This window comes from Arthrobacter pascens (assembly GCF_017052465.1).
GTDB classification, from domain to species: Bacteria; Actinomycetota; Actinomycetes; order Actinomycetales; family Micrococcaceae; genus Arthrobacter; species Arthrobacter pascens.
The window spans coordinates 334830-357105 of the sequence record NZ_JAFHKT010000151.1; the positions used below are offsets into that span (position 1 = coordinate 334830).

Sequence of the window (22276 nt, forward strand, 5' to 3'; positions counted from 1 at the left end):
GAAAGCGACGTGACCATGAATCAGGCAGAGGCAACAGCGAAGGAAACCCTGGTCGAATTCGACAACGTTGTTAAGGAGTTCACGAAAACGGGGTCGGTCTTCCGGGCCATTGACGGTCTCTCTATCTCCATCCAGCGCGGGGAACGCGTGGCAATCGTAGGCGAAACAGGCTCGGGTAAATCAACCGCCCTTGCCCTCCTGCTTGGACTCCAACGCCCGACGTCCGGAAACGTGAGAGTACTCGGAATAGACCCGTTCGCCGAGTTCGGTGCGCTGTCAGGACGGCTTGGAATCATCTTCCAGTCCGACCGGCTGCTGCCATGGCGCACCGCACTGCAGAACGCCGCGTACGGCCTGCAGGTATTGAAGAAACCGCGTCCGGAACGCGAGGAAATTGCACGGCAATGGCTGGATCGCCTCGGCCTTGCCGCATTCGTCGATGCGTATCCGCACGAGTTGTCCGGTGGCATGAAGCAGCGCGTCGCGATCGCACGCACGATGGCGATATCCCCGCAGGTGCTGGTCGCGGACGAGGCTTTCAGCGCACTCGACGAAATGACTGCGTCGTCGGTGAGGGCCGACCTGCTGGCCGTCTTGGCCAATGTCGAGACGACGACCATCTTTGTCACCCATTCCGTCGCGGAATCCGTTGAACTGGCCGACCGGGTTCTTGTTTTCGCCCGTCCGGGCCTTATCGTCGACGAAGTCAGGGTGACGGACATGCGGTCACGGGGCATCCCGGCCTCGGAGATCCAGGAACGTGTCCGACACGGCCTGCGCACAAGTCAGCCGACAGCAGCATTTCCCGCTGCCACGCCCAGCGACCTTGAAGAGCCGTTGAGGGAGCCGGCCTCGTGACCGGTTCGCCCATAGCAAACCGATCTCCGGTCATCGATGCACACGGACACCTCGTGCCCCCGTCACTGCTCAGCCGCATCGGCGCGGCACGCCGGTTCCTTCCCGATGTCGAGGTCGTCCGTCATGGAGACCGGCTTTCAGCGCTGTCCATGCCCGGCCTGGATGTCATCCGACCGGTCGTCGAGGGCCTGACAGATCCCTCCTTTGCAGAACAGTGGATGAACGAACACGGCATTGATGGTCAGGTCGTCGCGACCTGGGCGGACTGGTTCGGCTACGAACTGGGCGCCGCGCAGGGCGCCTACTGGACCCGCCTCGTCAACGACCTGCAAATGGAAGAACTTCGGTCGAAACGGTTTCTGCCGCTGGCAATCTTGCCGCTGCAAGACACGGCGGCGTCCATTGCTGAAGCGGCCAGGGCGCACGACTTGGGATACAGGGCCGTGACGATAGGCTGTTCGGCTGCCGGTGACGAGCTGGACAATGTGCGTCTGGAACCGGTCTGGGAGGCCCTTGCCGGTCTGGGGCTCGGCGTGGTTATGCACCCGAGCTACCACGCTACCGACCAACGCACCAGCGGACTGGGCCTGCCCAACACGGTCGGCCGTCCGCACGACACGGATATCGCCGTGGCGAGATTGCTCTTCTCAGGCGTACTCAAACGGAACCCGGGTACGAAACTGCTCCTGATGCATGGCGGAGGTTCGATTCCTCTTCTCTGGGGACGGCTACAGCGCAATGCTGCGATCGCGGGTGTGGAGGATCCGGATTCCGGGCGGCAGTCATTGTGGCTCGACACCGTTGTGTACCGTCCGGACGCCCTTCGCTTTCTCGTAAACGAATTCGGATCCGACCGTGTCCTCCTGGGCTCTGACCATCCCTTTCCTATCCGCGATCCCGAGCCGCTCGCCATCGTCAAGAACGCGAATCTCGGTCAGCGCGCAGAGGCACAAATTCTATCGACCAATGCACAGGAGTTCTTCCAATGGCACGACGTCCGTGCGCGGGAGCCTCAACTACCAGCAACACATAAGGAGATCGCATGACCATCGAACAAACCGCCACATTGAGCGCGGAACCAAGCGTGCTTCCAACGAAGGAAGTCATCACGGCAGGGGAGCGGCGAATCGAGTTTCACCGCGTCGAGGGGCTCGAAAACATTGCCTCGGTGATCGGCGGCACCGAACACCTCGTATGCTTCGACGTCAACGACAATCGAATCCAGCCCAGCAACTACAACAAGGCAGACGGAGCCCCCCTCCGGATGCTGGACTCACCGGCCGCTAAGGTTGACGTTTCCAAACGCAGCGTCGAGGACATGGGATTTTGGCACCGAAGTGCCGATTTCAGCGAAGTCATCATCTGCATCAAAGGCGCACTGCGCTGGGAAACCGAACTGGGAACGCACGTACTGACCGCCGGCAAGGTTCTATCCATCCCACGCGGTGTCGCCCACCGCAGCGCGCTGTGCGAAGAATCCGGCGATGAGAATATCCTGATCGAGGTGAAAATCTCGGGCGATCTCACCTATACCGGCCCGGAACAGCCATGACCGCGGCTAACGACGGGGTCGACGTAGACCTGGTGATCAGGAACATCGAGTTCCTTATTACCGTCGACCCGGAACGGCGGATCCTCAGGAACGCCACCGTTGTCGTTGACGGCGGCCGTTTCGTGTGGATAGGCAGGGACAATGAGATGCCCCCGACCTACCGGGCGCGGCGGATCTTGGACGGGTCCAGATTCGTGGGAACCCCCGGCATGATCGATTGCCATCAACATTCCTCGTTCCAGCTCGCCCGTGGCCTCGCGGACGAGGCAAACGCCCGCGAATTCCTCATCGACAGAATGTACCCCTACGAGGCCGTGCTGGACGACAACGATGTGAGGGTAAGCGCCACTCTGGCCTCGAGGGAAATGTTGTTGCACGGCACGACATGTTTCGCAGACCCAGGGAACAACCACCCCTCAGCAACCGTAGAGGCCGTGACAAAGACAGGGCAGCGAATGGTCCTGGCCAGAAGCGCTTTCGACCTTCGCGGTTCGGACTTTGGGGTGGTGCCCGAATCCATGGTTTCCACGCCCGAACAGGCGCAGAGACAGGCACAGGAACTCATCGACGAATTCGATGGCTCTCTGGGCGGACGGATCCGGACGTCCGTGAGTTTCCGTGGCCTGAACAACAGCAGCGATGACCTCATCAAAGGGCTATCCGAAGTGGCCACTGCTGCTGGCGCGGTCTTACAAACCCATGCAGCGTTCAGTTACTCAACTCACGACGCCTCCGTAGCCAAGTACGGAATGAGCGAAATCTCACGGCTGGCCAGTCTCGGCGTACTGAACGAACGGACGATGCTCGTCCACTGCGGCTGGCTGGAACCCGGGGAACTGCGTTTACTCCAGGAGACCGGTGCCGGCGTCGTGGCGGCACCTTCGTCGAGCATGCACAACGGGTACGGAAATCTTTCCAGAGGATTCGCGCCTGAGCTCCGCGCCCTTGGCGTGCCGGTCGGATTGGGCAGCGATCATGCATGCTCCGGACCGGTCGACCTCGTCCGGGAAATGTTCCTCGTGACCTGCGGCTACAAGGAAGCGCGCGCGAACCCGCGCGTCATGCCCCCTGAAGCGGCCGTCGAGATGGCTACCATCGACGCGGCTAGGATCTTGGGCCTAGAGGATGAGATCGGTTCCATCGAAGTTGGAAAGCGGGCCGATCTCGTACTCTTTGACACTGACGATCCGTCTTGGCAGCCCCTGTACAACCCGGTATCGAACCTCGTTTACTCCGCCACGGGGTCAACAGCTGACACCGTTCTCGTTGACGGCCAGGTCGTAGCACTGGGCGGTCGCTTGGTTTCATGCAACGAGGCCGATCTCGTTGCGGAGGGCCGCGAAACAGCGTCTAAGCTCTACGGGAAACTGGACGGCGACCGGCTTGTGACCTCCCGCTGGAGCTATTCATGACTCTGGAAGGCCCTGAAGATCCAACCAGTGCGTGAACGCCGCGGCGGCCGTGGCCGACGGCGACCCTGATGTGGACGTCGTCGGCCATGGGACCTGGACCTTCCGAACATGAATCGCGGTCACCGGCATCAACAAAATCCAAGGTCTGATACCGGACCATGCTCCGCTCGCCCGACTTCAGCAATACAACAGTCGCTCTAGCGCGCACGACTCGAAACAGGAGGAAACATGGTGGTGCAGACCCTAGGGAATCTGGATACGGGCGTCGGGCTCGCGTCACCGGGTCAAGCCAAGGGCCCTACCAGAGTCACGGTCGCGGGTCCGGTTGCACAGCGCGATGCTCTGGGACGCCTGATCGGGTTATCCACGGCTCACTTGTCCCTGTCGGGCGTCGAGGCGGCCGACAGTGTTTGGGCGGCAATTGCCGAACTGGAGAAGGAACGTCTTCATGTAGCCGCGGTGTCGACCGGGCGGCGTATGACCCTCTACGCCCGGAAGGGCAGTCGACTGCTGGAGGCTCATCTACTCAATTTCCGCGAGGATGTATATGAGAGCAGGCTAAGAATAAGACTTCACAAGCAGCTGCAGAATCAGCGCCGTTCCGCCACGGCTGATGCGCTTCTCGAGCAGCTTCACCGGGATGTAGCAGCCACGGGAGAATCGGCCGAGCTTCATTACCCGGCGTCGTTGGCACCCCAAGCGCCGCCTCAAGAAGCCGGAATCAATTCATGAGTGCCCAACGAATCCCGGTTTGGGCGGTACAACGCGTAGCTGCAGTCATCACCGTGGAAAACCGCGCGGGGCGCCCTACGCCCGACGTGGCCGCACTGGCACGCCTAGCAGGCCTAAGCAGGAGTCTCGTTCGGCGTTGCCTTGCCGCCCGTCAAAACAATCAGGTGAGATCAACGGCTGCTCCCTAGCGTGTTCCCGTATGTCGGTCACTGCCGAAGGCTGGACATCACCATTTTGGACCGGCTTGGGCGGTCCACCGTGCTCGGGCTTATCGATGAGTTGCGTAGCCGGGCGTCAACCTCCGCGTCCTGGACCTCGGTGGCCGAAACGTCGAACCGGCAGGCCATGGGAACGATGGTCTTTACCGTGATGGCGCAGGTGGCCTGTTTGAACCCTGAATTTTGTTGATGAAAGCCTGTCTCCATGCACTAGGGGAGGACGCAGAGTTGTTCAGACCGGCATGGGTGCTCCACTTTGTAAACCCTGTCCGTCCTGCGATTGGAAAATGATGGAGTGCCTGCGGTTCACGGAAACATGGCGAGGAAGATGAAGGCCGCGAAGAGTACGAGGTGAATGCTTCCCTGCAGCCGTGTTGCCCGGCCCGGAACAACTGTCAGCGTGCCTACCGCCACGGTCAGGGCGAGCAGGACAATTTGAGTGCCATCCAGGCCCAGGGTCAATGGTCCTTCAATCCAGACGGATGCGATGGCGATCGCCGGGACCGTGAGTCCGATGCTGGCGATCGCTGAGCCGTAACCCAGATTCAGGCTCGTCTGGAGCCGACCCAACCTGGCGGCGCGCGTCGCAGCCAGGCCCTCAGGTAACAACACGAGCAGCGCTATGACGACTCCGACGAAGGACTCGGGAATTCCTGCCCGGGTCACGGCAGTCTCGATGACCGGCGACACTGTTTTGGCCAAGCCGACGACCGATACTAGTGCAGCCCCTAGCAGGCCGAGGCTGACCAGGGCGGCCCGCCGTGTGGGCGGAGGCGCGTGAGCATCTCTTACTGCATCACCATGAGTGGCGACCGGCAGAAAAAAATCACGGTGGCGCACGGTCTGGGTCAGGACGAACAGCGCGTACAGGAGCAGGGACGCGGCCGCAGCGAAACCGAGCTGCAGTGGTGAGAATTCGGGCCCGGGCCGGGAAGACGTGAAGGTGGGTAACACCAGAGTCAGGGTGGCGAGCGTGGCGATGACGGCCAAAGCCGCGCCGCTTCCCTCAGGATTGAAGCGGGTAATGCCGTGACGGATGGCACCCACGAGCAGCGCCAGCCCTACAATTCCATTGGCGGTGATCATCACAGCCGCGAAAACAGTGTCCCGTGCCAGTGAGTGGCTGCCGGGACCCCCAGCCGCTATCAGCGTGACGATCAGCGCGACCTCGATGACGGTGACGGCTACAGCCAGGACGAGGGAGCCGAACGGCTCGCCCACGCGGTGGGCAATTATTTCGGCGTGATGAACAGCTGCGAGGACGGCAGCCACCAGAACGGCTCCGATAAAAACAGCGAGGAGGGGTTCGGGGGAGATCTGCCACGTCAGCGCGAGGGCCACGAGAGCCGCAATCGGAACCACCGCGGTCCACTTGGAGCGAAGCGTGCCGGTCACGGTCTCAGCCCCGCTCCGGAACCGGACCCGGCCGGCATTGGCGGCGACATCATGCAAGGTCCTGTCATGACCACCACTATGGCCGCAGACGGCCCTAGTGACAATGAGCATCCCGGGAAGCGGAATTTGCCGTTCCGGTTCCAAGAAACAACGTCGGTTACACTTCGTAAGTGGACTTAGCATTTGAACTGACACCGGACCTTGCCGTTGCCTTCGTTACGCTTTTCGTGCTCGAGATCGTCCTGGGCGTGGATAACGTCATCTTCATCTCGATCCTGGCCAGCAAGCTGCCCGTGGAGCAGCAGGCCAAGGCCCGCAACCTCGGTCTCACCCTGGGGATGCTGATGCGGATCGTGCTGCTGTTCGCCGCGTCCTGGATCATCAGCCTGACGAACGAACTGTTTGAGCTCTTCGGTAAGGGCTTTTCGGGCAGGGACCTGATCCTGATTTTCGGCGGTCTGTTCCTGGTCTACAAGGCAGTCACCGAGATCCACGAAAAACTCGAAGGACGCGAGTCACACGGCCCGGGCCGGGTCACCAGCGTGACGTTTGGTGCCGTCCTGACCCAGATCATCCTGCTGGACATGGTGTTTTCCTTCGATTCGGTGATCACCGCCGTCGGCATGGTGGATAATCTCCTGGTCATAGTCACCGCGGTCCTGCTCTCGTTCAGCGTCATGCTCTTCTCCTCGAAGTTCATTTTCTCCTTCGTGAACCGGCACCCCACCGTGAAGATGCTGGCCCTGGCCTTCCTGGTGCTGATCGGAACGTTCCTCATCGCCGACGGATTCGAGGTCAAGATCGACAAGGCCCTGATCTACGGCCCGATGGCCTTCGCCATCGTCGTCGAGGCCCTGAACCTGACCTACAAACGACGCCAGGAAAAACTCGCAGGTGAAATCATCGAACCGGTCCATCTCCGCCACGCGTACTCCAAGGCCGATGACCGCGACGCCGTCGCCGCCGCCACGTCAACCGGTCCGGAAGCCGGGCAAGTCTGCCTTTCCCGCAAACCCGTGACCGGCCGAATCGTCGACGGAGATGGTCACCAGGAACCCGCCGGCCTGGGATAAGCCGAACTTGGGGATCCCCTCTTCCTGCCGCCAGGGCTGACACGGCGCGTCTAGAGCTGGACATGAGCTGCCGCCACTGGGCTCGTCACTCCTCGGAACCGCCCGTTCCAGCGTTCGGGGGTTCTTCGGGAGGCCGAAACGCGTGCCACTCGGCCCGAGGGTCGTAAAGCGAGCTCGTCGCCTCCACGTGCGCCGCGCAAGCCAGCAGGCCACGGATCACTTAGTGCACGAATTGTTCATGGACGAAACTCTCTGGTAGCTTTTCTATCGTCCTCTCGGCAGGTATGCCCCCAAATGCCTGCCGGGAGGAAGCGCCGAATCGGAGAACCCTGGGTGAAGTAATAGGGGACAGGCCGCCCATGCAGATTGAAGCTAGGTTTTCCTCTTAACAGCGAGAAGGTTCCATGGAACACATCCCTGCCTCCTGCGATGACGCTGGCGGGTTGGGTGCGGGGGAACCGCAGAGTGGGCTGATCCGGCGCTACGGCGTTCCGGCCGGGCTGAATCCGGAGGAAAGATTTGAACACTGGCGCACTTGGTACGGCAGTGCAGTTGATACTCCCATGCGGCTGGAAAAAGTCGAAAATTCAGTGCATCGCAATTTTAGTCCAACCGCTTCAAGCTTGGGTGGTCCCGGTTTCAGCATTGTTGAGCTTGTAAATGAGCCAGTGGCTGGCTACTGGAACCGGGATTCATGTTCTGGGGAAATCAGGCTTGTACATTTCAAAACTTCATCGGCCGAATTCAACTTCTCAGGACGTTCAGAAGTGATCTCTCCTGGCACAGTGAGGTTTCTGGATCTTTCTTCCGGTGGCGGCTTCAATGCGCCCGCCGGATTGGCCACGGTGCAGATCAACATCGACCGTAGCCTGCTTGGCCTGGACGAAAAGTCGGTGAAGCGACTACAGAGAATCGCCGATATCAGGGAGAACCCGCTGGTCCGGGGATTGCTTCTTCCCGGGTTGTCGGACTGGCAGCGGACGGGTCTCGATCGGGAGATGCACCGGCTCGGGCCGGTAGTCCGGTCCCTGATGGCGGCCCTGATCAGTTCCGTCCTGGAGGCCCCCGCCGAGGCCAGCGACCTCAAACCGGTTCGCCTCGCGGCGGTCAAGAAGTTCATACATAGGAACTTCAGAAACCAAGACCTTGATGTGGACGCCGTAGTGGCATACTCGTTCCTTTCCCGCCGCGCGCTCTACTACCTCTTTGAAGATGAAGGTCTGCCCGTGAACGGGTACATCCGCGCCCTCAGGACACTGGAGGCAGTCGATCTCCTCACGGACCCCAACTCCAGGAGACGTTCCCTGGCAGGCATAGCAGACGCCAGCGGCTTCAAGACCCTGCAAGCCATGCGGCGTGCCGTAAAAGAGTCAACTGGCTCCTCTCTTAAGGAATTGCAGGAGAACCCCGAAGTGCTGCGAAGTCGCGCGCATGAACTCAGGAAACTGATCGGGACTTAGCGTGGATGCCGGGCATGCTAAGCGGCGAAGTGCTGCCCGCGACTGCTGCGCGAAGTCCCCCCACGAAACCGGGGCCCGACAAGTAGTCGCCAGCCAATGTCCTGCCCCTGAAATCTCGCTTCAGACGTCGCCGGATTGTTTCAAGGATCTGCTCTGCGGTCTTGCTCCAGATGAAGGTTTGGGTTCTCGCTCCATGCTTTGACCCGGTTGTCGATGTCTGCCGCCAATGCATTGCACGGGAGGCCTCATTGAGCTTCAAAGATTGCACGCACTGAAAGCTGTCGCCAGTTGCTCCCGGCGTCACCAGCCGTAGGATTTTTACAGAACCGCAGATGGTGGAAGCCGGAACGGGAACCACAGCACTTTCCGAGCGTCTGCCCGATGTAAGGAGGCCTTCGGCCGGAAAGCACATCCGGCTCACAGGTTCTTCGAAAGCACGCGGAGCAGTGTTGACCCGCGGTTCGATAAGGGGATCGCATTGAGGCGCATCATGGCGACAAGTCCCCAGCACGACAGTGAGCGGAAGGCAGAATGATCACGGCCACGGAGACTGAACATATCTATCACGTCACGGGCGACAAGCCGCGGTTGATCGACGAGGACCTGAGCAAGGCCGTCGAGTTAGCCCAACGACGGGCCATGAAAGAGGGGAGGGGTGGCATCCTCGTAACGCGGTGTGCACCCGGGTCCTTCAGCGTGGAAGTGAGCGCCGACGTCCCCTACGGAGTGACGCGGGAATCGTGCGAGATGGGGATCCCTCACCCATGACTGGAAGCCAAGATCCTGTATCAATAAAAGCTGCATTTGAGTTCATTCCGGAGGGAAGCCACGTCGAGCTGATCAGCCACGGCCACCACATTGGGAGTGGCGTCATTGATGAGTGGATGCCAGATGGTTCATCTTTCTGGATCTGGCTCGATAATGGAGCGGGCAGACGCCTTGTACATGAGAGTGACGTCGTAAATATAGTCGCCTCCGCCCCGATCCGCGACAGCTGGTCTGGGCATGTGTGACAACCAATCTGCGTGGCCAAAACTCTTCGCCAGCTGCCACCACCTGCAGGCACCCCCCATTCTGGATCCCGTCGCCGGGCAGATTGTGGCCTGCGCGGGCCGAAGTCCGGGATTCGAGAGAGCGGGCCGTTTGTTGTCTCGGTGGTCAACAGTTTGGGCGCGCATGGTTTCGGTGCCATGACTGCGATAAATACCCCTACGGGCGATGATGATGTGCCGGACGAAGATCTTCTGCTTGAACGCCAGCTCTTCTTCGCCTTATCCGTTGCGTCCCGCACTGCCGTCAGTGCCTGCAAGCGAGTTCTTCAGGAATTGAATCTGACTCATCCGCAATACCTGGTGATGCTCACTCTTTGGGAGGCGAGTCCGCGGTCGGTCAACGAGATCAGTGAGGCTCTCCTCCTCGGACCGGCCACCGTATCCCCGCTGCTCAAGCGTCTGGAGGCGTCCGGGTATGTCACGCGGCGGCGGGTGCAGGGAGACGAGCGTTCTCTTGCCGTAGGCCTGACCCCGGAGGGCGCCGCGCTGCGGGACAGGGCACGCGCCGTTCCCGGCACCATGCTCGGAAGACTCGGTCTCAGCCGTACCGAAGCCGAGGAACTCCACGGGTACATGACCCGACTTCTCCGCTCCGCCAAGACGGACCGCGCGGAATCGGACAATGCTCCGGGCGCCAGCCAGGAGATCGCAGCCAGCGGCAACACATCCACTACGATTGGCCGTTGACACGGAAGGCCTTGACCCAATCCGATGCACGGGCGACCAACCGGCCGGAGACAAGCGAAGGGGTGCGACGCCGCCCGCCGAAGCACGAGGTTCCCTGACAGCAGGCCGGGGGATGCGTCGTTCACGTCTCAGCAACTCAGAGCGTGAAACTGGGGCATGGGCCGGAACTATCACGTGCCGGAACAATGATGCCCGGGAACGGTTCGACGGCAAGTTCTCGCGCCCGGAGCATCGCCTGCCCTGACGCTTCGATCAAGTTTCGTCCGCTAGCTGAGGATCGGAAGAGGTCACGTGCCCATTCGAACTCGGCTGCGGCATCCCGGTACCTCGCCTCCTCAAAAAGGCGCCGGCCGATCTGATGCCGTGCATAAGCTTCCCTTTCTAGCGTTCCGGCCAGCCGGAGGGCCTCCTCCTGAAGCCGAGCGGCCTCCTGCCACCGGTACTGGCCCTGGTAAACGCGTGCCAGAACGAGCAAGGGGTGAAACTTGTTGACGGCGCGCTCCAGCAACACTTGCCCGCGCTCCGCGGCTTCATCGCCTCGCCCCAAGAGACCAAGGAGCCAAACCCGTTCCAGAGCAGAACACACCTGGAGCCTCCTGACGATGGCATCACGATCCAGCACAGTGTCCCGCAGTGTCGTCGGATCAGTAGCCCAAAGCTCACCTCCCAATGCCGTAAGTTCCCTTCTGCCATGCCCCGCCAGCGAAGTGGTACTTCTTACTCTTCCGCTGGAGAGCACCAGCACGAAAACCCGAACTGCAGGACAACGTTTTCAAGCTCCGATCCGTCCGACCATGGGTCGTGCTGGAACAGATGCATCGACCGCGCCGAGATGAGGGACGGGGCGGGCTGCCCCGACACCAACCGGCCGGATCACCGGCCACTCGTACTGCGCGGATCAATGGTGCCAGATCCCATCTGCACGGCAGCGCCAAGACCAGGCCGGTTGTCTGCCTGGGAAACCTTGAGGAGACGAGCCATTCTTCCCCGAAGAAGTTCCTCGTCGTCCGTGCGATTGAGACCGAGTTTTCGGAGCATGGTGCCGGGAACGGCGCGTGCCCTGTCCCGCAGCGCGGCGCCCTCCGGGGTCAGGCCTACGGCAAGAGAATGCTCGTCTCCCTGCACCCGCCGCCGCGTGACGTACCCGGACGCCTCCAGACGCTTGAGCAGCGGGGATACGGTGGCCGGTCCGAGCAGGAGAGCCTCACTGATCTCGTTGACCGACCGCGGACTCGCCTCCCAAAGAGTGAGCATCACCAGGTATTGCGGATGAGTGAGATTCAATTCCTGGAGAACGGGCTTGTAGGCACTGATGACGGCACGTGAGGCAGCAGCCAGAGCGAAACAGAGCTGGCGTTCGAGCAGAAGTTCGTCCTCGCTCCCTGAAAGGGAAGTCATGACAGCAATGGTATCGAAAGGACGACGCGGCCCGGACCACGGGGGTCACCCGCAGAGAGCTGACCCCCACAGGTGGAAACCACACGTCTGGTGTTCGGCAGTGAAGAAGGTCGGCAGCCATCGGCCAGCTTTTTGAGGCCCGGGAGTTTCAGCAGATGCGCGGATTCAGTGCAAGTCTGGCGTAAGTTCGTGCACGAATTGTTCGTGTCCGAATTATCGGGTAGATTCTTCGTAGTTCCATCCCGCTATGCCGCCCCCAATGCTGGCGGGATGGAACCCTCATGGCCAGAATCGTAGTGCTTGCGGTGATCCCTCTGCAGCCTGCTGACAGCGCATTGCATCGACCGGAAAAGGCACATGCGAACGGAGCAGCTGGCCCACGCCGCAGTCCTAAGCGCAAGTAGCCTGGCGTGTTCTGGCTGCGCCCTTCCTGGCTCCCTTGGCATCAACTTATTAAGCGTTGCGGATGCCAAATATCGGGGGGAGACTGGGAAAAAGTGCGAGAGGAGCATTTGTCATGCGCAAGAGAACCTGGGTTATCGGAGCCGCAGTGGCAGGGCTTGCGCTCGGCGGCGCAACCGTTGCAGCCGCATCCGTGAACCCCTTCGACAACGAGGGAACCGCAGACGGCGGAACGCAGAGCCCGTTGAGCCAGACTGACCGTGACAAGGCAGTGCAGGCCGCCATGGCCAAGGTGGGCCAGGGAACGGTGACGGAAGTGGAGCGGGACGAGAACCCGAACTCCGCCTATGAAGTCGAGCTGCGGCTTGCCAACGGTTCAGAAGTCGAAGTCGCAGTCGGCAAGGACTTCCAGGTCCTGAGCCAGAGCCCCGACGACTGACGGGCGCTGGCCGCCGGTCGGGTGAAGAGCCTGACCGGGCTAGCCGGCGTTGACCGGCTCAGCCAGCCATTTTCCCGATTTCATCGTCGCTACGACGTCCAAATCCTCATCGAGCACCACCAGATCCGCGCGCCGGCCAGGCTCGAGGCGGCCGACGTCCGCCAGCCCCAGCATGTCCGCCGGATTCTGGGTGGCCGCCCGGACCGCGTCCGCCAGCGGAATGCCTGCCTGCCTGACCGCGTGCCGCACGGCCGCGTCCAGGGTCAGGACGCTGCCGGCGATGGCGCCGTTGCTGGCCAGGCGCGCCTCGCCGCCGGACACCCGGACTTCCAGGCCGCCGAGCTGATACGTTCCCTCGCTGGCGCACGCGGCAGCCATCGCATCGGTCACGAAGACGGCCCGGGCGGGGCTCCCCGCGATGAAGCGCACCAGCGACGGGTGCAGGTGCACGCCGTCGGCGATCACCTCGGCGAAAACGTCCGGGTCCTCCAGCAGCGCCAGCGCGGGCCCGGGTTCCCGGTGGTGCAGCGGACGCATGGCGTTGAACACGTGCGTCCCCACGGTGGCGCCCGCGGCAATCGCCTCGCGGGCCAGGTCGTAGCCGGCGCCGGTATGGCCGATGGCGGCGACGGCGCCGTAGCCGGTGATCTGCCGGATGGCAGCGAGCCCGCCCTCAAGCTCCGGGGCGATCGTGACCATTTTTACCGCCCCCCGGCCCGCCAGCATCAGCCAGTCGATGCTGGCAGGATCGGGCAGCCGCAGCAGCTCCTTGGTATGCGCGCCGCGGTGGGACGGGCTGAGCCAGGGTCCTTCCAGGTGGATCCCGGCCAGCACCCCGGCTTCGACCAGGCCGGCCAACGCCGACACCGCTGCCTCAAGATCGTCCAGAGGCGCCGTGACCAGACTGGCCATGAGCGTGGTGGTGCCGTGCTCCAGATGCACGCCGGCGATCCTGGCGGCAGCCCCGGCCGTATCCGCGTCGTTGAAGCTGAAGCCTCCGCCCCCGTGGATGTGGGCGTCGATGAAACCCGGGGCCAACGTCCCCTCCGGGAAGCTGACGTCAGGGTCCCGCGGAGGGGCCCCGGCACCCACGGCGCTGACCCGGGAGGACCGGGTCTCCACCCAGCCAGGCTCCAGGACAGCGCCGGGCGTGATGACGCGGGCGGCGGAAATGAGCGTCGTACTCACCAGGTTTCCGTGATCTTGCGCAGGCCCCGGGGCGCATCGGGATCGCGGTGGCGGGCGGCTGCCATGGCGTGGGCCAGACGCTGCAGGGGAAGAATCTCAAGGATCGGCGCGAGCTGCTCAGGAACCTGCGGCAGGGGCACCGCATGGTTCAGCGGCCGGGCTGAGGCGGGGTCGCCCACCAGGCAAACGTCCGCGCCGCGCTCCGCCAGCCTTTCCAGCACGGGCTGCAGCGCCCGGCCGCCGGCACCCTGCGACGCGATGGCGATGACGGGCCGGTCTTCGTCAATCATGGCGAACGGTCCGTGCAGCAGGTCTGCCCCCGAGAAGGCATGGGCCGCCAGGTAGGACGTCTCCATCAGTTTCAAAGCAGCCTCTCGCGCCGTGGGGTAGGAAAATCCGCGCCCGGTGGTGATGATGTGGTTCACGAAGCGGTAGCGGTTCGCAACCTCCAGTATCTCCGGCCGGGCCAGGGCATCCGCGGCGTGACGCGGCAGGACCGAGGCGTCGGTGCCGTCCCCGCAGGCCCAGGCGTCGATGAGCAGCCACAGCGCGAGCAACTGGGACGTGTAGCTCTTCGTGGCGGCCACGGCGCGTTCCGGTCCCGCCAGGATGTCCACATGGTGCCGGGCGGCTGCGGCCAGCGGCGACGACGGCGCATTGGTCACCGCAACGGTGACCGCGCCGGCCCGGGCTGCCGCCGCAGTGGAGTCCACCAGGTCCGGGGATCCGCCCGACTGGCTGACCGCCAGCCAGAGGACACCGTTCATCCGAGGTTCCGCACCGTAGACGGTAAGGCTCGACGGCGACGCCAGCCCCGCGGGCAGCCCGAGGACCGTCTCGATGAGGTACTTCGCGTACAGGGCGGCGTGGTCGCTGGTGCCACGGGCCGCCAGCAGGACATAGCGGATGTCCGAGTCGCGGAGCTCGGCGGCCAGCCGCCGGATTGCGGCCTGCCCCTGGTCCAGCTGCCGGGCGAGCGCCTCGGGCTGCTCGAGGATTTCGGCGGCCATCAGCGATCCCGGCAGCTCGGTGGCACTGGCGAGGGGTGTGGGGGTGTTCAGCGGGGTGGTCATGTGTCTCCTTGGGACGTGATGCTTGGCGGAATGAGAGGAATGAGGCCGGAAAGCTGATTCAGGCAGGGGACGGAACGGGCCGCTGCGGGTGGTGCGATGCTGGCTGGGCGGCGGAAGCGGCCAGGCCGCAGGCCAGCTTCACCGCGCCCCAGGCGGGATCCCGGTCCAGCACCCGGACGTCCGTCAGGGCGCGTGCGGCCAACAGTTCGCTGACGCGCCCAGCCAGGGAGGGTTGGTTGACCAGCATCCCGCCGGCCAGCAGGACCGGGGAGCCGGAGGTTCCCGAAGCAGAGGTCCCCGGAGCAGCCCCCTTGGGAAGCGTGCCCAACCGGTGGTTGACCGCGGTGGCCAGGGATGCCAGCTGCTGCGCGGCGTCCTCGGCGATCGTGCGGCTGGCGGCGTCTCCCCGGGCTGCGTGGCCGAACACCGTGCCGGCAAGGCTGGCCCAGTAGCGCCGTTCCGGGTTGCTGTAGAAGAGGTCCAGGAGTGCCGGCGGTCCGGAGACGCCGGTCCGTTCCAGGATGCCCGCCGACAACGGCCCGGGGTCCTCGCCGCGGTCGTATTCGGCGAGGGCGTTGCACACTGCACTGCGGGTGATGGCGTAGCCGCTGCCTTCGTCACCCAGCAGGTAGCCCCAGCCGCCGGCCCTGGCTTCGCGGCCGTCCGGTCCCAGTGCCCAGGCCACGGAGCCGGTGCCCGAGATGAGGACGGTGCCGGTCTCCAGGCCGCCGGCGGCGAGGATGATGCGCGTGTCATGGACTACCTGGATCAGGGCTCCGGGGAAGGTCCGTGACAGCAGGGCGGCGAGCCGTGCCCTGCTGTCCGGGGTGTCTGCCCCTGCCGCCCCGGCGCAGATCGCCTGGATCCCGTGGCCTGCCCCGTCGCGCGTGCCCAGCTGCGCGGCGAGGTCGGCCAGGGCGGCAGCCGCCGCCTCCTCGCCGACTGAGGCGATGTTCGCACTGCCGACGGTGCACTCGGAGGCCCGCTGCGCGCCGTCGTCGGCCTTTTGATTCCCAAGGGTTGCCGCCAGGATGGCGTGGGTCTTGGACCCGCCGATGTCGAGGCCGAGGACCCGGTCCATGCCGGTAGCGCGGCCCGCAACCGGCGGCATTACTTGGCCGCCGGCGTGCTGCCGGTCTGTTCGGGCCAGCGGGCGCCGTTTTCCCAGTAGTGGCGGATTTCTTCGAGGTTCCGGCCCTTGGTCTCCGGGGCCAGGCGGTGTACGAAGATGAACCCGGCGACGGCAAGGAGGCCGAAGACCGCGAACGTGCCCGCACCGCCGAGCCGCTGCAGCATGGTCAGGAAGAACGCCGCGACGATGACGTTGGCCACGAGGTCCGAAGTCAGCATCGCGCTGGCTCCCAGGGAGCGCAGGCGTGCGGGGAACGACTCGCCGGCGTAGACCCAGACGAGTGCGCCGAAGCCGAAGGTGAAGCCGACTGTGAACAGCAGGACCCCGAGGAACCCGACGACTGTCAGCGCGCCGCCGAAGTCGCGGCCGACCATGAAGACTGCCACGAGGATGATGTTGGCAACGATCATCATGCCGATGCCGCCAAGCAGGATGGGGCGCCGTCCGACCTTGTCCACGAGGGAGAGCGACACGAAGACGGCAACCAGTGCGGCGGCCTGGACCAGGGCGGGCAGCAGGAGCAGTGCGGCGTTGCCGGTGAAGCCCATCGCCTCGAAGATCCGCGGGCTGTAGTAGACCACGGCGTTGATGCCGGTGATCTGGATGAAGAACCCGAGACCCACCACGAAGACGGTTGCCTTCAGGTACGGGGAGCGGAGCATTTCGCGCAGGCCGCCGCCGCGTTCCTCGCTGATCGCCCGCTGCATGTCTGCCAGTTCGGCGTCCACGTCGGCATGGGGTTCGATCGAGGCAAGGGTGCGGCGGGCGTCCTCGGTGCGGCCCCGCATCATGTACCAGCGGGCGGTGTCGGGGAGCCGGAGCGTGACGGCGAGGACCAGCACGGCGGGGACGGCGGCCAGGCCCAGCATCAGGCGCCAGTTCTCGGTGGCTGAGAGGGCGTAGGCGGCCAGGTAGCCGACGATGATGCCGATGACGGTGGCCACCTGGTAGGCGACGAGCAGGGCGCCGCGGACCTTCGGGGGCGCGGATTCGGCCACGAAGACGGGCACCACCACCACCGAAATGCCGATGGTCAGGCCCAGCAGCAGTCGGGCGATGAGCAGCATCGGGACGTCCGCGGCCAGGGCGCTCAGCGCCGCGAATGCCGCGTAGGCGCCGGCGACACCCACCATGCAGGCCTTGCGGCCGAGGAGGTTTGCGAGCCAGCCGCCCAGCACGGCACCGAGGACTTCACCGACGACGACGGCGGTGGTCACCAGTTCCTGTTGGCTCGTGGAGAGCTGGAACTCCTTGGTGATGAAGAGGAGGGCGCCGGCGATATTGGAAAGATCGTAGCCGTAGATTATGCCGATGGTGGCGGCAGTGCCGCCGACGAGCAGGCCCAGGCGGGGCGTCTGGCGTAGGTCTTGCAGGAACGACATCATTGGGTCCTTGTCTGCCTGTGGTGAGGAGATTGGGTGGGGTTCCAGCGGGTGCCGGAATTGGTATAAACCAATTTCCTCCATTTTGGCGTAGACCAATTTTCCTGTCAATAGGTAATATCGCAGTCATGGAGACCCGCCCCGCCGCGCTGCCGAAGTACTACGTGCTCAAGGAGCAGATCCTTGCCCTCATCGAGGACGCGGCCCCTGGCACCCTCATTCCCACCGAGCGGGCGCTCGCGGAGCAGTACTCCACCTCGCGCACCACGGTCCGGCAGGCCATCGGGGAACTGGTGTCCGAAGGGCGCCTGGACCGCACCCAGGGGAGGGGCACCTTCGTCGCGCCGCCGAAGGTGACGCATGTCCGCCAGCTCACGTCGTTCTCGGACGACGCCGCGAGCCAGGGCCTGACGGCGTCGGCCAGGATTTTGGACATCGGCTCGGTGCCGGCCGATCCCGTGACTGCCCGGCGGCTGGGGCTGGCTCCCGGGGCGCCGGTCCACCGCGTCGAACGGATCAGGCTGGTCAACGGCGAACCGCTGGCCCACGAGACAGCGTTCCTGGCCGGCGACCTGCCGGATCTGGCGCACAACGTGGAGGTCCGCGGGTCCCTGTATTCGGCCCTGGGCGAGGACTACGGCATCCGCATCAGCGAAGTGGAGGACACCGTGGAGACCAAGCTTGCCGGCCCTGATGAAGTCCGGCTGCTGGATGTTGAAATGGGCGCCCCGATGCTGCTCGTGCACCGGCAGGGCTTCACCTTGGACGGAGGGCCTGTGGAATGGACCCGGTCAGTCTTCAGGGGCGACAGGTTCCGCTTCGTGGCCAGGATGCACGTCTAGCCCGCCCAGCCTTACGCCGTACTGCGGTGTGTTAACCCGTATTGCGTCCGGAGTCCGTGCATGTCCAAAAGCATTGTGGACCAACCGTTCGGGTGGTTGGTTTGGTGCACAGGCATCGACAGAATGGGGACCCCGATGATCACCGCTTTGGCTCAGCGCATCCGCACACAGTGCAGCGGAGAACTGAGCGTGTTCAGGGACCAGGTATCGGCTCTTGTTTGGCAGGACATCGGAACCGGGGGCCTGGAAGGGGCCGCGACGGCCATGGCCAGCCGGCCTTCGCTGGCCTCGCCCGGCGTCACTGTGGACATCGTGGGATTTACGGAATGGCAACCCGCCGACGGAATGGCTTCGGTGGGCGTCACGGTGGCGCTCCGTCTTGACGCCGGGCGCTCGGCGGCAGGCGTCCACTGGGAAGAGGCGCACGCCTGGGCCTGCGCCGTGGCCGACGGGCCATGGACGCTCGCGGAGTTCATCGGCTCCGAGGAGGCGCCCGGCGGCGTGGTGTTCCACTATCTCCTGAAGGACCCGGTGACGTTTTACCCCCTCGATGAACTGCAGGGCGCGCTGTAAGGCACAGGAGCGCAAAAAGGAGATCCGGCGGGAATGTTCCCGCCGGATCTCCTTTTTGTCGTGGATTCTTGCCTTCGTCCCTGTCAGTCCTTGCCCAGCCCGGCGGCGGACGTCTTCTCGCCGGCGACGCCGTTCAGCACCGTGAGGTCGAAGATGCCGTTGATGTCGGCCTGCTTGGTGGTCCCGGCGTCCACGCCGTCCTGCAGCAGCTTGGGGAAGGCACCCGCGAGCGGGTCCACGGTGAAGGTGATGTTCTGCAGCGAGCGGTCAATGACGTCCTGCGGCAGCGCCTTGCCTGCGGCCTCTTTCAGGGCTGCATTCACCTGGGTGGCCTTCTCGGCGGCCGGGGTGTCGTTGAGCCACTTCACCGCAGCCACGTGGCCCCTGAGCAGGCCTTCCACGGTCTGCGGGTGCTCAGCGGCGAACTTCTTGTTCACGATCAGGATGGTGGTGGGGAACTCGCCGGGCTTGCCGGTCTGGGAGCCGTCCCAGAGGTCCTTCTCGTCCACCAGCACCTTCGCACCGGCCTGGAGCACCAGGCGGGACGCCCACGGCTCCGGCAGCCACGCGCCGTCGAGCTTTCCGTTTTGGAACAGTTTCAACGTCTGGGCGTTCTCTGTCGGGTTGATGGCGACGTCGCCGCTGCCGTCGGTGTTGGTCTTGTAGCCCTGCTTGCCGAGCCAGGCGCGCAGTGCCACGTCCTGGGTGCCGCCGAGCTGCGGAGACGCGAGGGTCTTGCCCTTCAGATCCGCGGCGGTTTTGATGTCCGGTTTCACGACGAGCTGGGCGCCGCCGGAGGCTGCGCCGGCGATGATGCTGATGGACTCGCCCTTGCTCTTGACGAACGAGTTGATGGCCGGGTTCGGGCCGATGTAGGTCGCGTCGATGGCCCCGGCGTTCAGTGCTTCGATGGCGGCGGGGCCGGCGTTGAAGACCTGAGTAGTGAGCTTGGTGCTTCCCAGGTTCTCCTTGATGTAGCCCTGGTTGACGCCCACCAGGGCGGGTGCGTGCGTGATGTTTCCGAAGTAGCCCAGCTTCAGCTCCGCGGCGGGGCTGGTGGTGGCAGCGGCAGTGTCCGTTGACGTGTTGGTGTTGCTGTTGCCGGCCGTGGTTGCCACCGCGGCGCCGGCGCCGAGGAGGGCGAGCACGCCGACGGCGATGCCGATTTGAAGCCGCCGGGGGCGCTTCGGGTTGGAGGTCTCTCCCGCCGTGATGCGGGTGGACCCGGGGTTGTCCTGGGAGTTCGACATGGTGTTCCTTCGTGACTGGTCGGGCTGTTGGACCGAGGTTACGTAGGCCCGCCGGGCCGAAACAACGCCCGCCGTCGCGGAGGTTCACCGGGGTTCTTCGGAGTTAATCGAACGTCGTGTTAGTTCACCGAAGGCCACACTGCGTCAAAAACCGTCCGGCACCGACCTCAAGGCCTCCAGGATGGCAGGCAGGAGGCGCTGGTTCCGCCCCCACACCGGGTCGAGGACTTCGATGTACCAGGAGTCAGCAAGGAGGAGCGCCAGGGTTTCGTTGCTCTCCTCCGCCCAGTCCCTGATCTGGTCGGACTCGATGGGCGTCTCACTGGTCCCCAGCACGGTGACCACCCCGTCGCCGTCGAGCGTCACCGGAATGGACGCACTGCTCATTTCCCCCGGCGCGTGGGCGACGGCCACGAACTCCGTCTGGGACGAAAGCTGCAGAAGCCGCCTCGCCGACTCGGCGGAGCAGAATCCCGTCACGTACTCCCGCTGGGCGTTGCCGGTGTCCGGCGCGCGTCCCGGCTGGGATTCCTTCGTGAAGAGCCCGCTGCGGTTGATGTCGGCGAGTTGGCCGGCGATGGAGCGGGTCTCGTCGTCAAACGTGGGGGCCAGCGTCCCTGCCTGGTACTCGCTCTTTCCTTCCAGCCACCGCGCAGTCAGTTCTCCGGCAGCCGCCAGGGTGCTGGCCTGCCGCCACACCTCCCTGTCCACCAAGAGCCGCCCGTAGCTGTCCCGTTCGTCCGTGAAGTGATCATTCATAGGTTCGAGCCTAGACGCGGCAGGTGCCGGCCGGACAGGGGACATGACGGCTGCGGACGCAGGATGAACCGCCGTGACGCCGTGTCTCCCACGGTTTCGGGGCTCTTTGACCCGGCTATTTCGCTACCGGATAGTTGCTGCCACAACCACCGCAACCGCGACCTGCAAAGGGGAAATTCATGGACCGTTTCTCTCTCAAACCCGGCGTTGGCGTGGCCCTCGCCGCGACGACCCTCCTGGGGCTTTCCGCCTGCTCTGACCCGGGGGCATCGGCCGCCGCGAACACCCCGGCTTCCTCCTCAGCCCCTTCAGAGTCCAAGACCTTCAATCTCTCCCCGCAGCAGGACCGCTTCCCCGTCACCGTTGACCCGGCGGCCGCCGCCCTCGTCCCCGAGGCCATCAAGAAGGACGGCAAACTGACCGTGGCCGTCAGCCCCTTCGCGCCGCCCCTGGCGGTCTACGCCACCGACAACAAGACGCCGGTGGGCAACGAGGTGGACATCGCCGTCGCGCTGGCCCAGACGCTGGGGCTGGACGCTGACATCGTTCCCACTGCCTGGGCCGACTGGCCGCTCGGCGTTGAGTCCGGCAAGTACGAGGCTGTCCTCTCCAACGTCACCGTGACCGAGGAGCGCAAGCTCAAATTCGACTTCGCGAGCTACCGGGACGACAAACTGGGCTTCTACGCCAAGAGCGGCAGCGACATCGCCAAGGTGGAATCCGCGGCGGACGTGGCCGGAAAGCGCATCATCGTGGGCTCGGGCACCAACCAGGAAGCCATCCTGCTGCGTTGGGACGAGGAGAACAAGGCCAAGGGTCTCAAGCCGGTCGAGTTCCAGTATTACGACGACGACTCCGCCTCAAACCTGGCCCTTCAGTCAGGACGTGCGGACCTGACATTTGGACCGAACGCCACCGCCGCCTACAAGGCAGCCAGCGATTCCAAGACGAAGCTGGTGGGCCTGGTCGACGGCGGCTGGCCGCTGAAGGCCAGCATCGCCGCCACCACCAAGAAGGGCAACGGCTTCGCGGCCGCCGCCCAGGCGGGACTGAACCACCTGATCGAGGACGGCACCTATGCCAAGATCCTGGACCGCTGGGACCTCTCCACGGAGGCCGTCGCGAAGTCCGAACTGAACCCGGCGGGCCTGCCCTCGAAGTAGCCCGGCGGACGACGAATCCCCGCCGGGAGCCCTCCGGCGGGGATTCTTTCCGTGTGTTTCGGTGTCACCCCTTCTGGGGGCTTTGGGCTGGGGCTTTGAGGTCAGAGCAGCTGCTCCCAGACCGTCAGCTGGAGCCTGATGGTGCTGGCTGCCGATCCGGCGCGAGGGTCCTGGCCGTCCGTGTCCTCCGCGCCGCCGGACTCCGATTCGGCGTGCGGCGCAACCTGGCGCACCGG

At 64.3% G+C, this 22276-nt stretch carries 21 protein-coding genes; 12 read left to right on the plus strand and 9 right to left on the minus strand.

Annotated features, from left to right (window positions below; all coding sequences use genetic code 11):
* Positions 1–15: 15 nt before the first annotated feature.
* The 5 genes from JYA52_RS19725 to JYA52_RS19745 all read left to right on the plus strand — a co-directional run bounded on the left by JYA52_RS19725 (position 16) and on the right by JYA52_RS19745 (position 4554).
* Entirely contained in the window at positions 16–858 is an 843-nt protein-coding gene (locus tag JYA52_RS19725; RefSeq protein ID WP_240460621.1) for an ABC transporter ATP-binding protein, read from the plus strand.
* Positions 855–1904, plus strand: a complete 1050-nt coding sequence (locus JYA52_RS19730; protein WP_205655004.1) for an amidohydrolase family protein — start codon at positions 855–857, stop codon at positions 1902–1904. Before JYA52_RS19725 ends, JYA52_RS19730 begins: the two co-directional genes overlap by 4 nt.
* On the plus strand, positions 1901–2410 hold the full coding sequence (locus JYA52_RS19735; protein WP_205655006.1) for a cupin domain-containing protein: 510 nt from the start codon (positions 1901–1903) through the stop codon (positions 2408–2410). Before JYA52_RS19730 ends, JYA52_RS19735 begins: the two co-directional genes overlap by 4 nt.
* Positions 2407–3822, plus strand: a complete 1416-nt coding sequence (locus tag JYA52_RS19740; protein ID WP_205655008.1) for an amidohydrolase family protein — start codon at positions 2407–2409, stop codon at positions 3820–3822. The genes JYA52_RS19735 and JYA52_RS19740 overlap by 4 nt, the downstream gene beginning before the upstream one ends.
* 228 nt (positions 3823–4050) lie before the next feature.
* The gene (locus JYA52_RS19745) at positions 4051–4554 is read left to right on the plus strand and encodes a riboflavin kinase (RefSeq protein ID WP_205655010.1); all 504 of its coding nucleotides are present in this window, start codon (positions 4051–4053) and stop codon (positions 4552–4554) included.
* 524 nt (positions 4555–5078) lie between these two features.
* Here the strand turns inward: JYA52_RS19745 and JYA52_RS19750 are convergent.
* Positions 5079–6167 (minus strand): calcium:cation antiporter, encoded by a 1089-nt coding sequence (locus JYA52_RS19750; protein WP_307869462.1) that lies wholly within the window; start codon positions 6165–6167, stop codon positions 5079–5081.
* A gap of 170 nt (positions 6168–6337) precedes the next feature.
* On the opposite strand from JYA52_RS19750, the gene JYA52_RS19755 reads away from it, so the two are divergent.
* The 3 genes from JYA52_RS19755 (at position 6338) to JYA52_RS19765 (ending at position 10439) form a co-directional block, all read left to right on the plus strand.
* Positions 6338–7240 (plus strand): TerC family protein, encoded by a 903-nt coding sequence (locus JYA52_RS19755; RefSeq protein ID WP_205655014.1) that lies wholly within the window; start codon positions 6338–6340, stop codon positions 7238–7240.
* Positions 7241–7644: 404 nt separating this feature from the next.
* The gene (locus tag JYA52_RS19760) at positions 7645–8700 is read left to right on the plus strand and encodes a helix-turn-helix domain-containing protein (protein WP_205655016.1); all 1056 of its coding nucleotides are present in this window, start codon (positions 7645–7647) and stop codon (positions 8698–8700) included.
* 1190 nt (positions 8701–9890) lie between these two features.
* Positions 9891–10439 carry a MarR family winged helix-turn-helix transcriptional regulator gene (locus JYA52_RS19765; RefSeq protein ID WP_205655018.1) on the plus strand — a complete coding sequence of 183 codons (549 nt, stop codon included), beginning with the start codon at positions 9891–9893 and terminating at the stop codon, positions 10437–10439.
* Positions 10440–11312: 873 nt separating this feature from the next.
* On the opposite strand, the gene JYA52_RS19770 is transcribed toward JYA52_RS19765, so the two are convergent.
* Positions 11313–11837 carry a MarR family winged helix-turn-helix transcriptional regulator gene (locus JYA52_RS19770; RefSeq protein ID WP_205655020.1) on the minus strand — a complete coding sequence of 175 codons (525 nt, stop codon included), beginning with the start codon at positions 11835–11837 and terminating at the stop codon, positions 11313–11315.
* Between the two features lie 517 nt (positions 11838–12354).
* Here JYA52_RS19770 and JYA52_RS19775 point away from each other — a divergent pair.
* Entirely contained in the window at positions 12355–12678 is a 324-nt protein-coding gene (locus JYA52_RS19775) for a PepSY domain-containing protein (RefSeq protein WP_205655021.1), read from the plus strand.
* A gap of 39 nt (positions 12679–12717) precedes the next feature.
* Here the strand turns inward: JYA52_RS19775 and nagA are convergent, their stop codons facing one another.
* From nagA to JYA52_RS19795, 4 genes are read right to left on the minus strand one after another with little or no spacing between them, the layout of a single operon-like run.
* Positions 12718–13866: an N-acetylglucosamine-6-phosphate deacetylase gene (gene nagA, locus JYA52_RS19780; RefSeq protein ID WP_205655023.1), complete on the minus strand. Its 1149-nt coding sequence runs from the start codon at positions 13864–13866 to the stop codon at positions 12718–12720.
* Entirely contained in the window at positions 13863–14939 is a 1077-nt protein-coding gene (locus JYA52_RS19785) for an SIS domain-containing protein (protein ID WP_205655025.1), read from the minus strand. Before JYA52_RS19785 ends, nagA begins: the two co-directional genes overlap by 4 nt.
* Positions 14940–14997: 58 nt before the next feature.
* Positions 14998–16050, minus strand: coding sequence for an N-acetylglucosamine kinase (locus JYA52_RS19790; protein WP_240460552.1), 1053 nt, complete (start codon positions 16048–16050; stop codon positions 14998–15000).
* Entirely contained in the window at positions 16050–17453 is a 1404-nt protein-coding gene (locus tag JYA52_RS19795) for a sugar porter family MFS transporter (protein ID WP_205655027.1), read from the minus strand. Before JYA52_RS19795 ends, JYA52_RS19790 begins: the two co-directional genes overlap by 1 nt.
* A 128-nt stretch (positions 17454–17581) precedes the next feature.
* On the opposite strand from JYA52_RS19795, the gene JYA52_RS19800 reads away from it, so the two are divergent.
* Positions 17582–18295: a GntR family transcriptional regulator gene (locus JYA52_RS19800; protein ID WP_205655029.1), complete on the plus strand. Its 714-nt coding sequence runs from the start codon at positions 17582–17584 to the stop codon at positions 18293–18295.
* A 135-nt stretch (positions 18296–18430) separates the two neighbouring features.
* On the plus strand, positions 18431–18868 hold the full coding sequence (locus JYA52_RS19805) for a hypothetical protein (protein WP_205655031.1): 438 nt from the start codon (positions 18431–18433) through the stop codon (positions 18866–18868).
* Between the two features lie 83 nt (positions 18869–18951).
* On the opposite strand, the gene JYA52_RS19810 is transcribed toward JYA52_RS19805, so the two are convergent.
* Positions 18952–20118: an ABC transporter substrate-binding protein gene (locus JYA52_RS19810; RefSeq protein ID WP_205655033.1), complete on the minus strand. Its 1167-nt coding sequence runs from the start codon at positions 20116–20118 to the stop codon at positions 18952–18954.
* Positions 20119–20262: 144 nt separating this feature from the next.
* On the minus strand, positions 20263–20877 hold the full coding sequence (locus JYA52_RS19815) for a DUF6919 domain-containing protein (protein WP_205655035.1): 615 nt from the start codon (positions 20875–20877) through the stop codon (positions 20263–20265).
* Between the two features lie 179 nt (positions 20878–21056).
* Here JYA52_RS19815 and JYA52_RS19820 point away from each other — a divergent pair, with 179 nt between their 5' ends.
* Positions 21057–22040, plus strand: a complete 984-nt coding sequence (locus JYA52_RS19820) for an ABC transporter substrate-binding protein (protein WP_205655037.1) — start codon at positions 21057–21059, stop codon at positions 22038–22040.
* Positions 22041–22141: 101 nt separating this feature from the next.
* On the opposite strand, the gene JYA52_RS22850 is transcribed toward JYA52_RS19820, so the two are convergent.
* The gene (locus tag JYA52_RS22850; RefSeq protein ID WP_276208602.1) at positions 22142–22273 is read right to left on the minus strand and encodes a hypothetical protein; all 132 of its coding nucleotides are present in this window, start codon (positions 22271–22273) and stop codon (positions 22142–22144) included.
* Positions 22274–22276: the final 3 nt, after the last annotated feature.

Coding starts and splice junctions, on each gene's coding strand:
- JYA52_RS19790 (WP_240460552.1), bottom strand. CDS start 16,050: ATGCCGCCGGTTGCGGGCCGCGCTACCGGCATGGACCGGGTCCTCGGC.
- JYA52_RS19735 (WP_205655006.1), top strand. CDS start 1,901: ATGACCATCGAACAAACCGCCACATTGAGCGCGGAACCAAGCGTGCTT.
- JYA52_RS19820 (WP_205655037.1), top strand. CDS start 21,057: ATGGACCGTTTCTCTCTCAAACCCGGCGTTGGCGTGGCCCTCGCCGCG.
- JYA52_RS19725 (WP_240460621.1), top strand. CDS start 16: ATGAATCAGGCAGAGGCAACAGCGAAGGAAACCCTGGTCGAATTCGAC.
- JYA52_RS19740 (WP_205655008.1), top strand. CDS start 2,407: ATGACCGCGGCTAACGACGGGGTCGACGTAGACCTGGTGATCAGGAAC.
- JYA52_RS19815 (WP_205655035.1), bottom strand. CDS start 20,877: ATGAATGATCACTTCACGGACGAACGGGACAGCTACGGGCGGCTCTTG.
- JYA52_RS19770 (WP_205655020.1), bottom strand. CDS start 11,837: ATGACTTCCCTTTCAGGGAGCGAGGACGAACTTCTGCTCGAACGCCAG.
- JYA52_RS19810 (WP_205655033.1), bottom strand. CDS start 20,118: ATGTCGAACTCCCAGGACAACCCCGGGTCCACCCGCATCACGGCGGGA.
- JYA52_RS19785 (WP_205655025.1), bottom strand. CDS start 14,939: ATGACCACCCCGCTGAACACCCCCACACCCCTCGCCAGTGCCACCGAG.
- JYA52_RS19795 (WP_205655027.1), bottom strand. CDS start 17,453: ATGTCGTTCCTGCAAGACCTACGCCAGACGCCCCGCCTGGGCCTGCTC.
- JYA52_RS19800 (WP_205655029.1), top strand. CDS start 17,582: ATGGAGACCCGCCCCGCCGCGCTGCCGAAGTACTACGTGCTCAAGGAG.
- JYA52_RS19805 (WP_205655031.1), top strand. CDS start 18,431: ATGATCACCGCTTTGGCTCAGCGCATCCGCACACAGTGCAGCGGAGAA.
- JYA52_RS19745 (WP_205655010.1), top strand. CDS start 4,051: ATGGTGGTGCAGACCCTAGGGAATCTGGATACGGGCGTCGGGCTCGCG.
- JYA52_RS19765 (WP_205655018.1), top strand. CDS start 9,891: ATGACTGCGATAAATACCCCTACGGGCGATGATGATGTGCCGGACGAA.
- JYA52_RS19775 (WP_205655021.1), top strand. CDS start 12,355: ATGCGCAAGAGAACCTGGGTTATCGGAGCCGCAGTGGCAGGGCTTGCG.
- JYA52_RS19760 (WP_205655016.1), top strand. CDS start 7,645: ATGGAACACATCCCTGCCTCCTGCGATGACGCTGGCGGGTTGGGTGCG.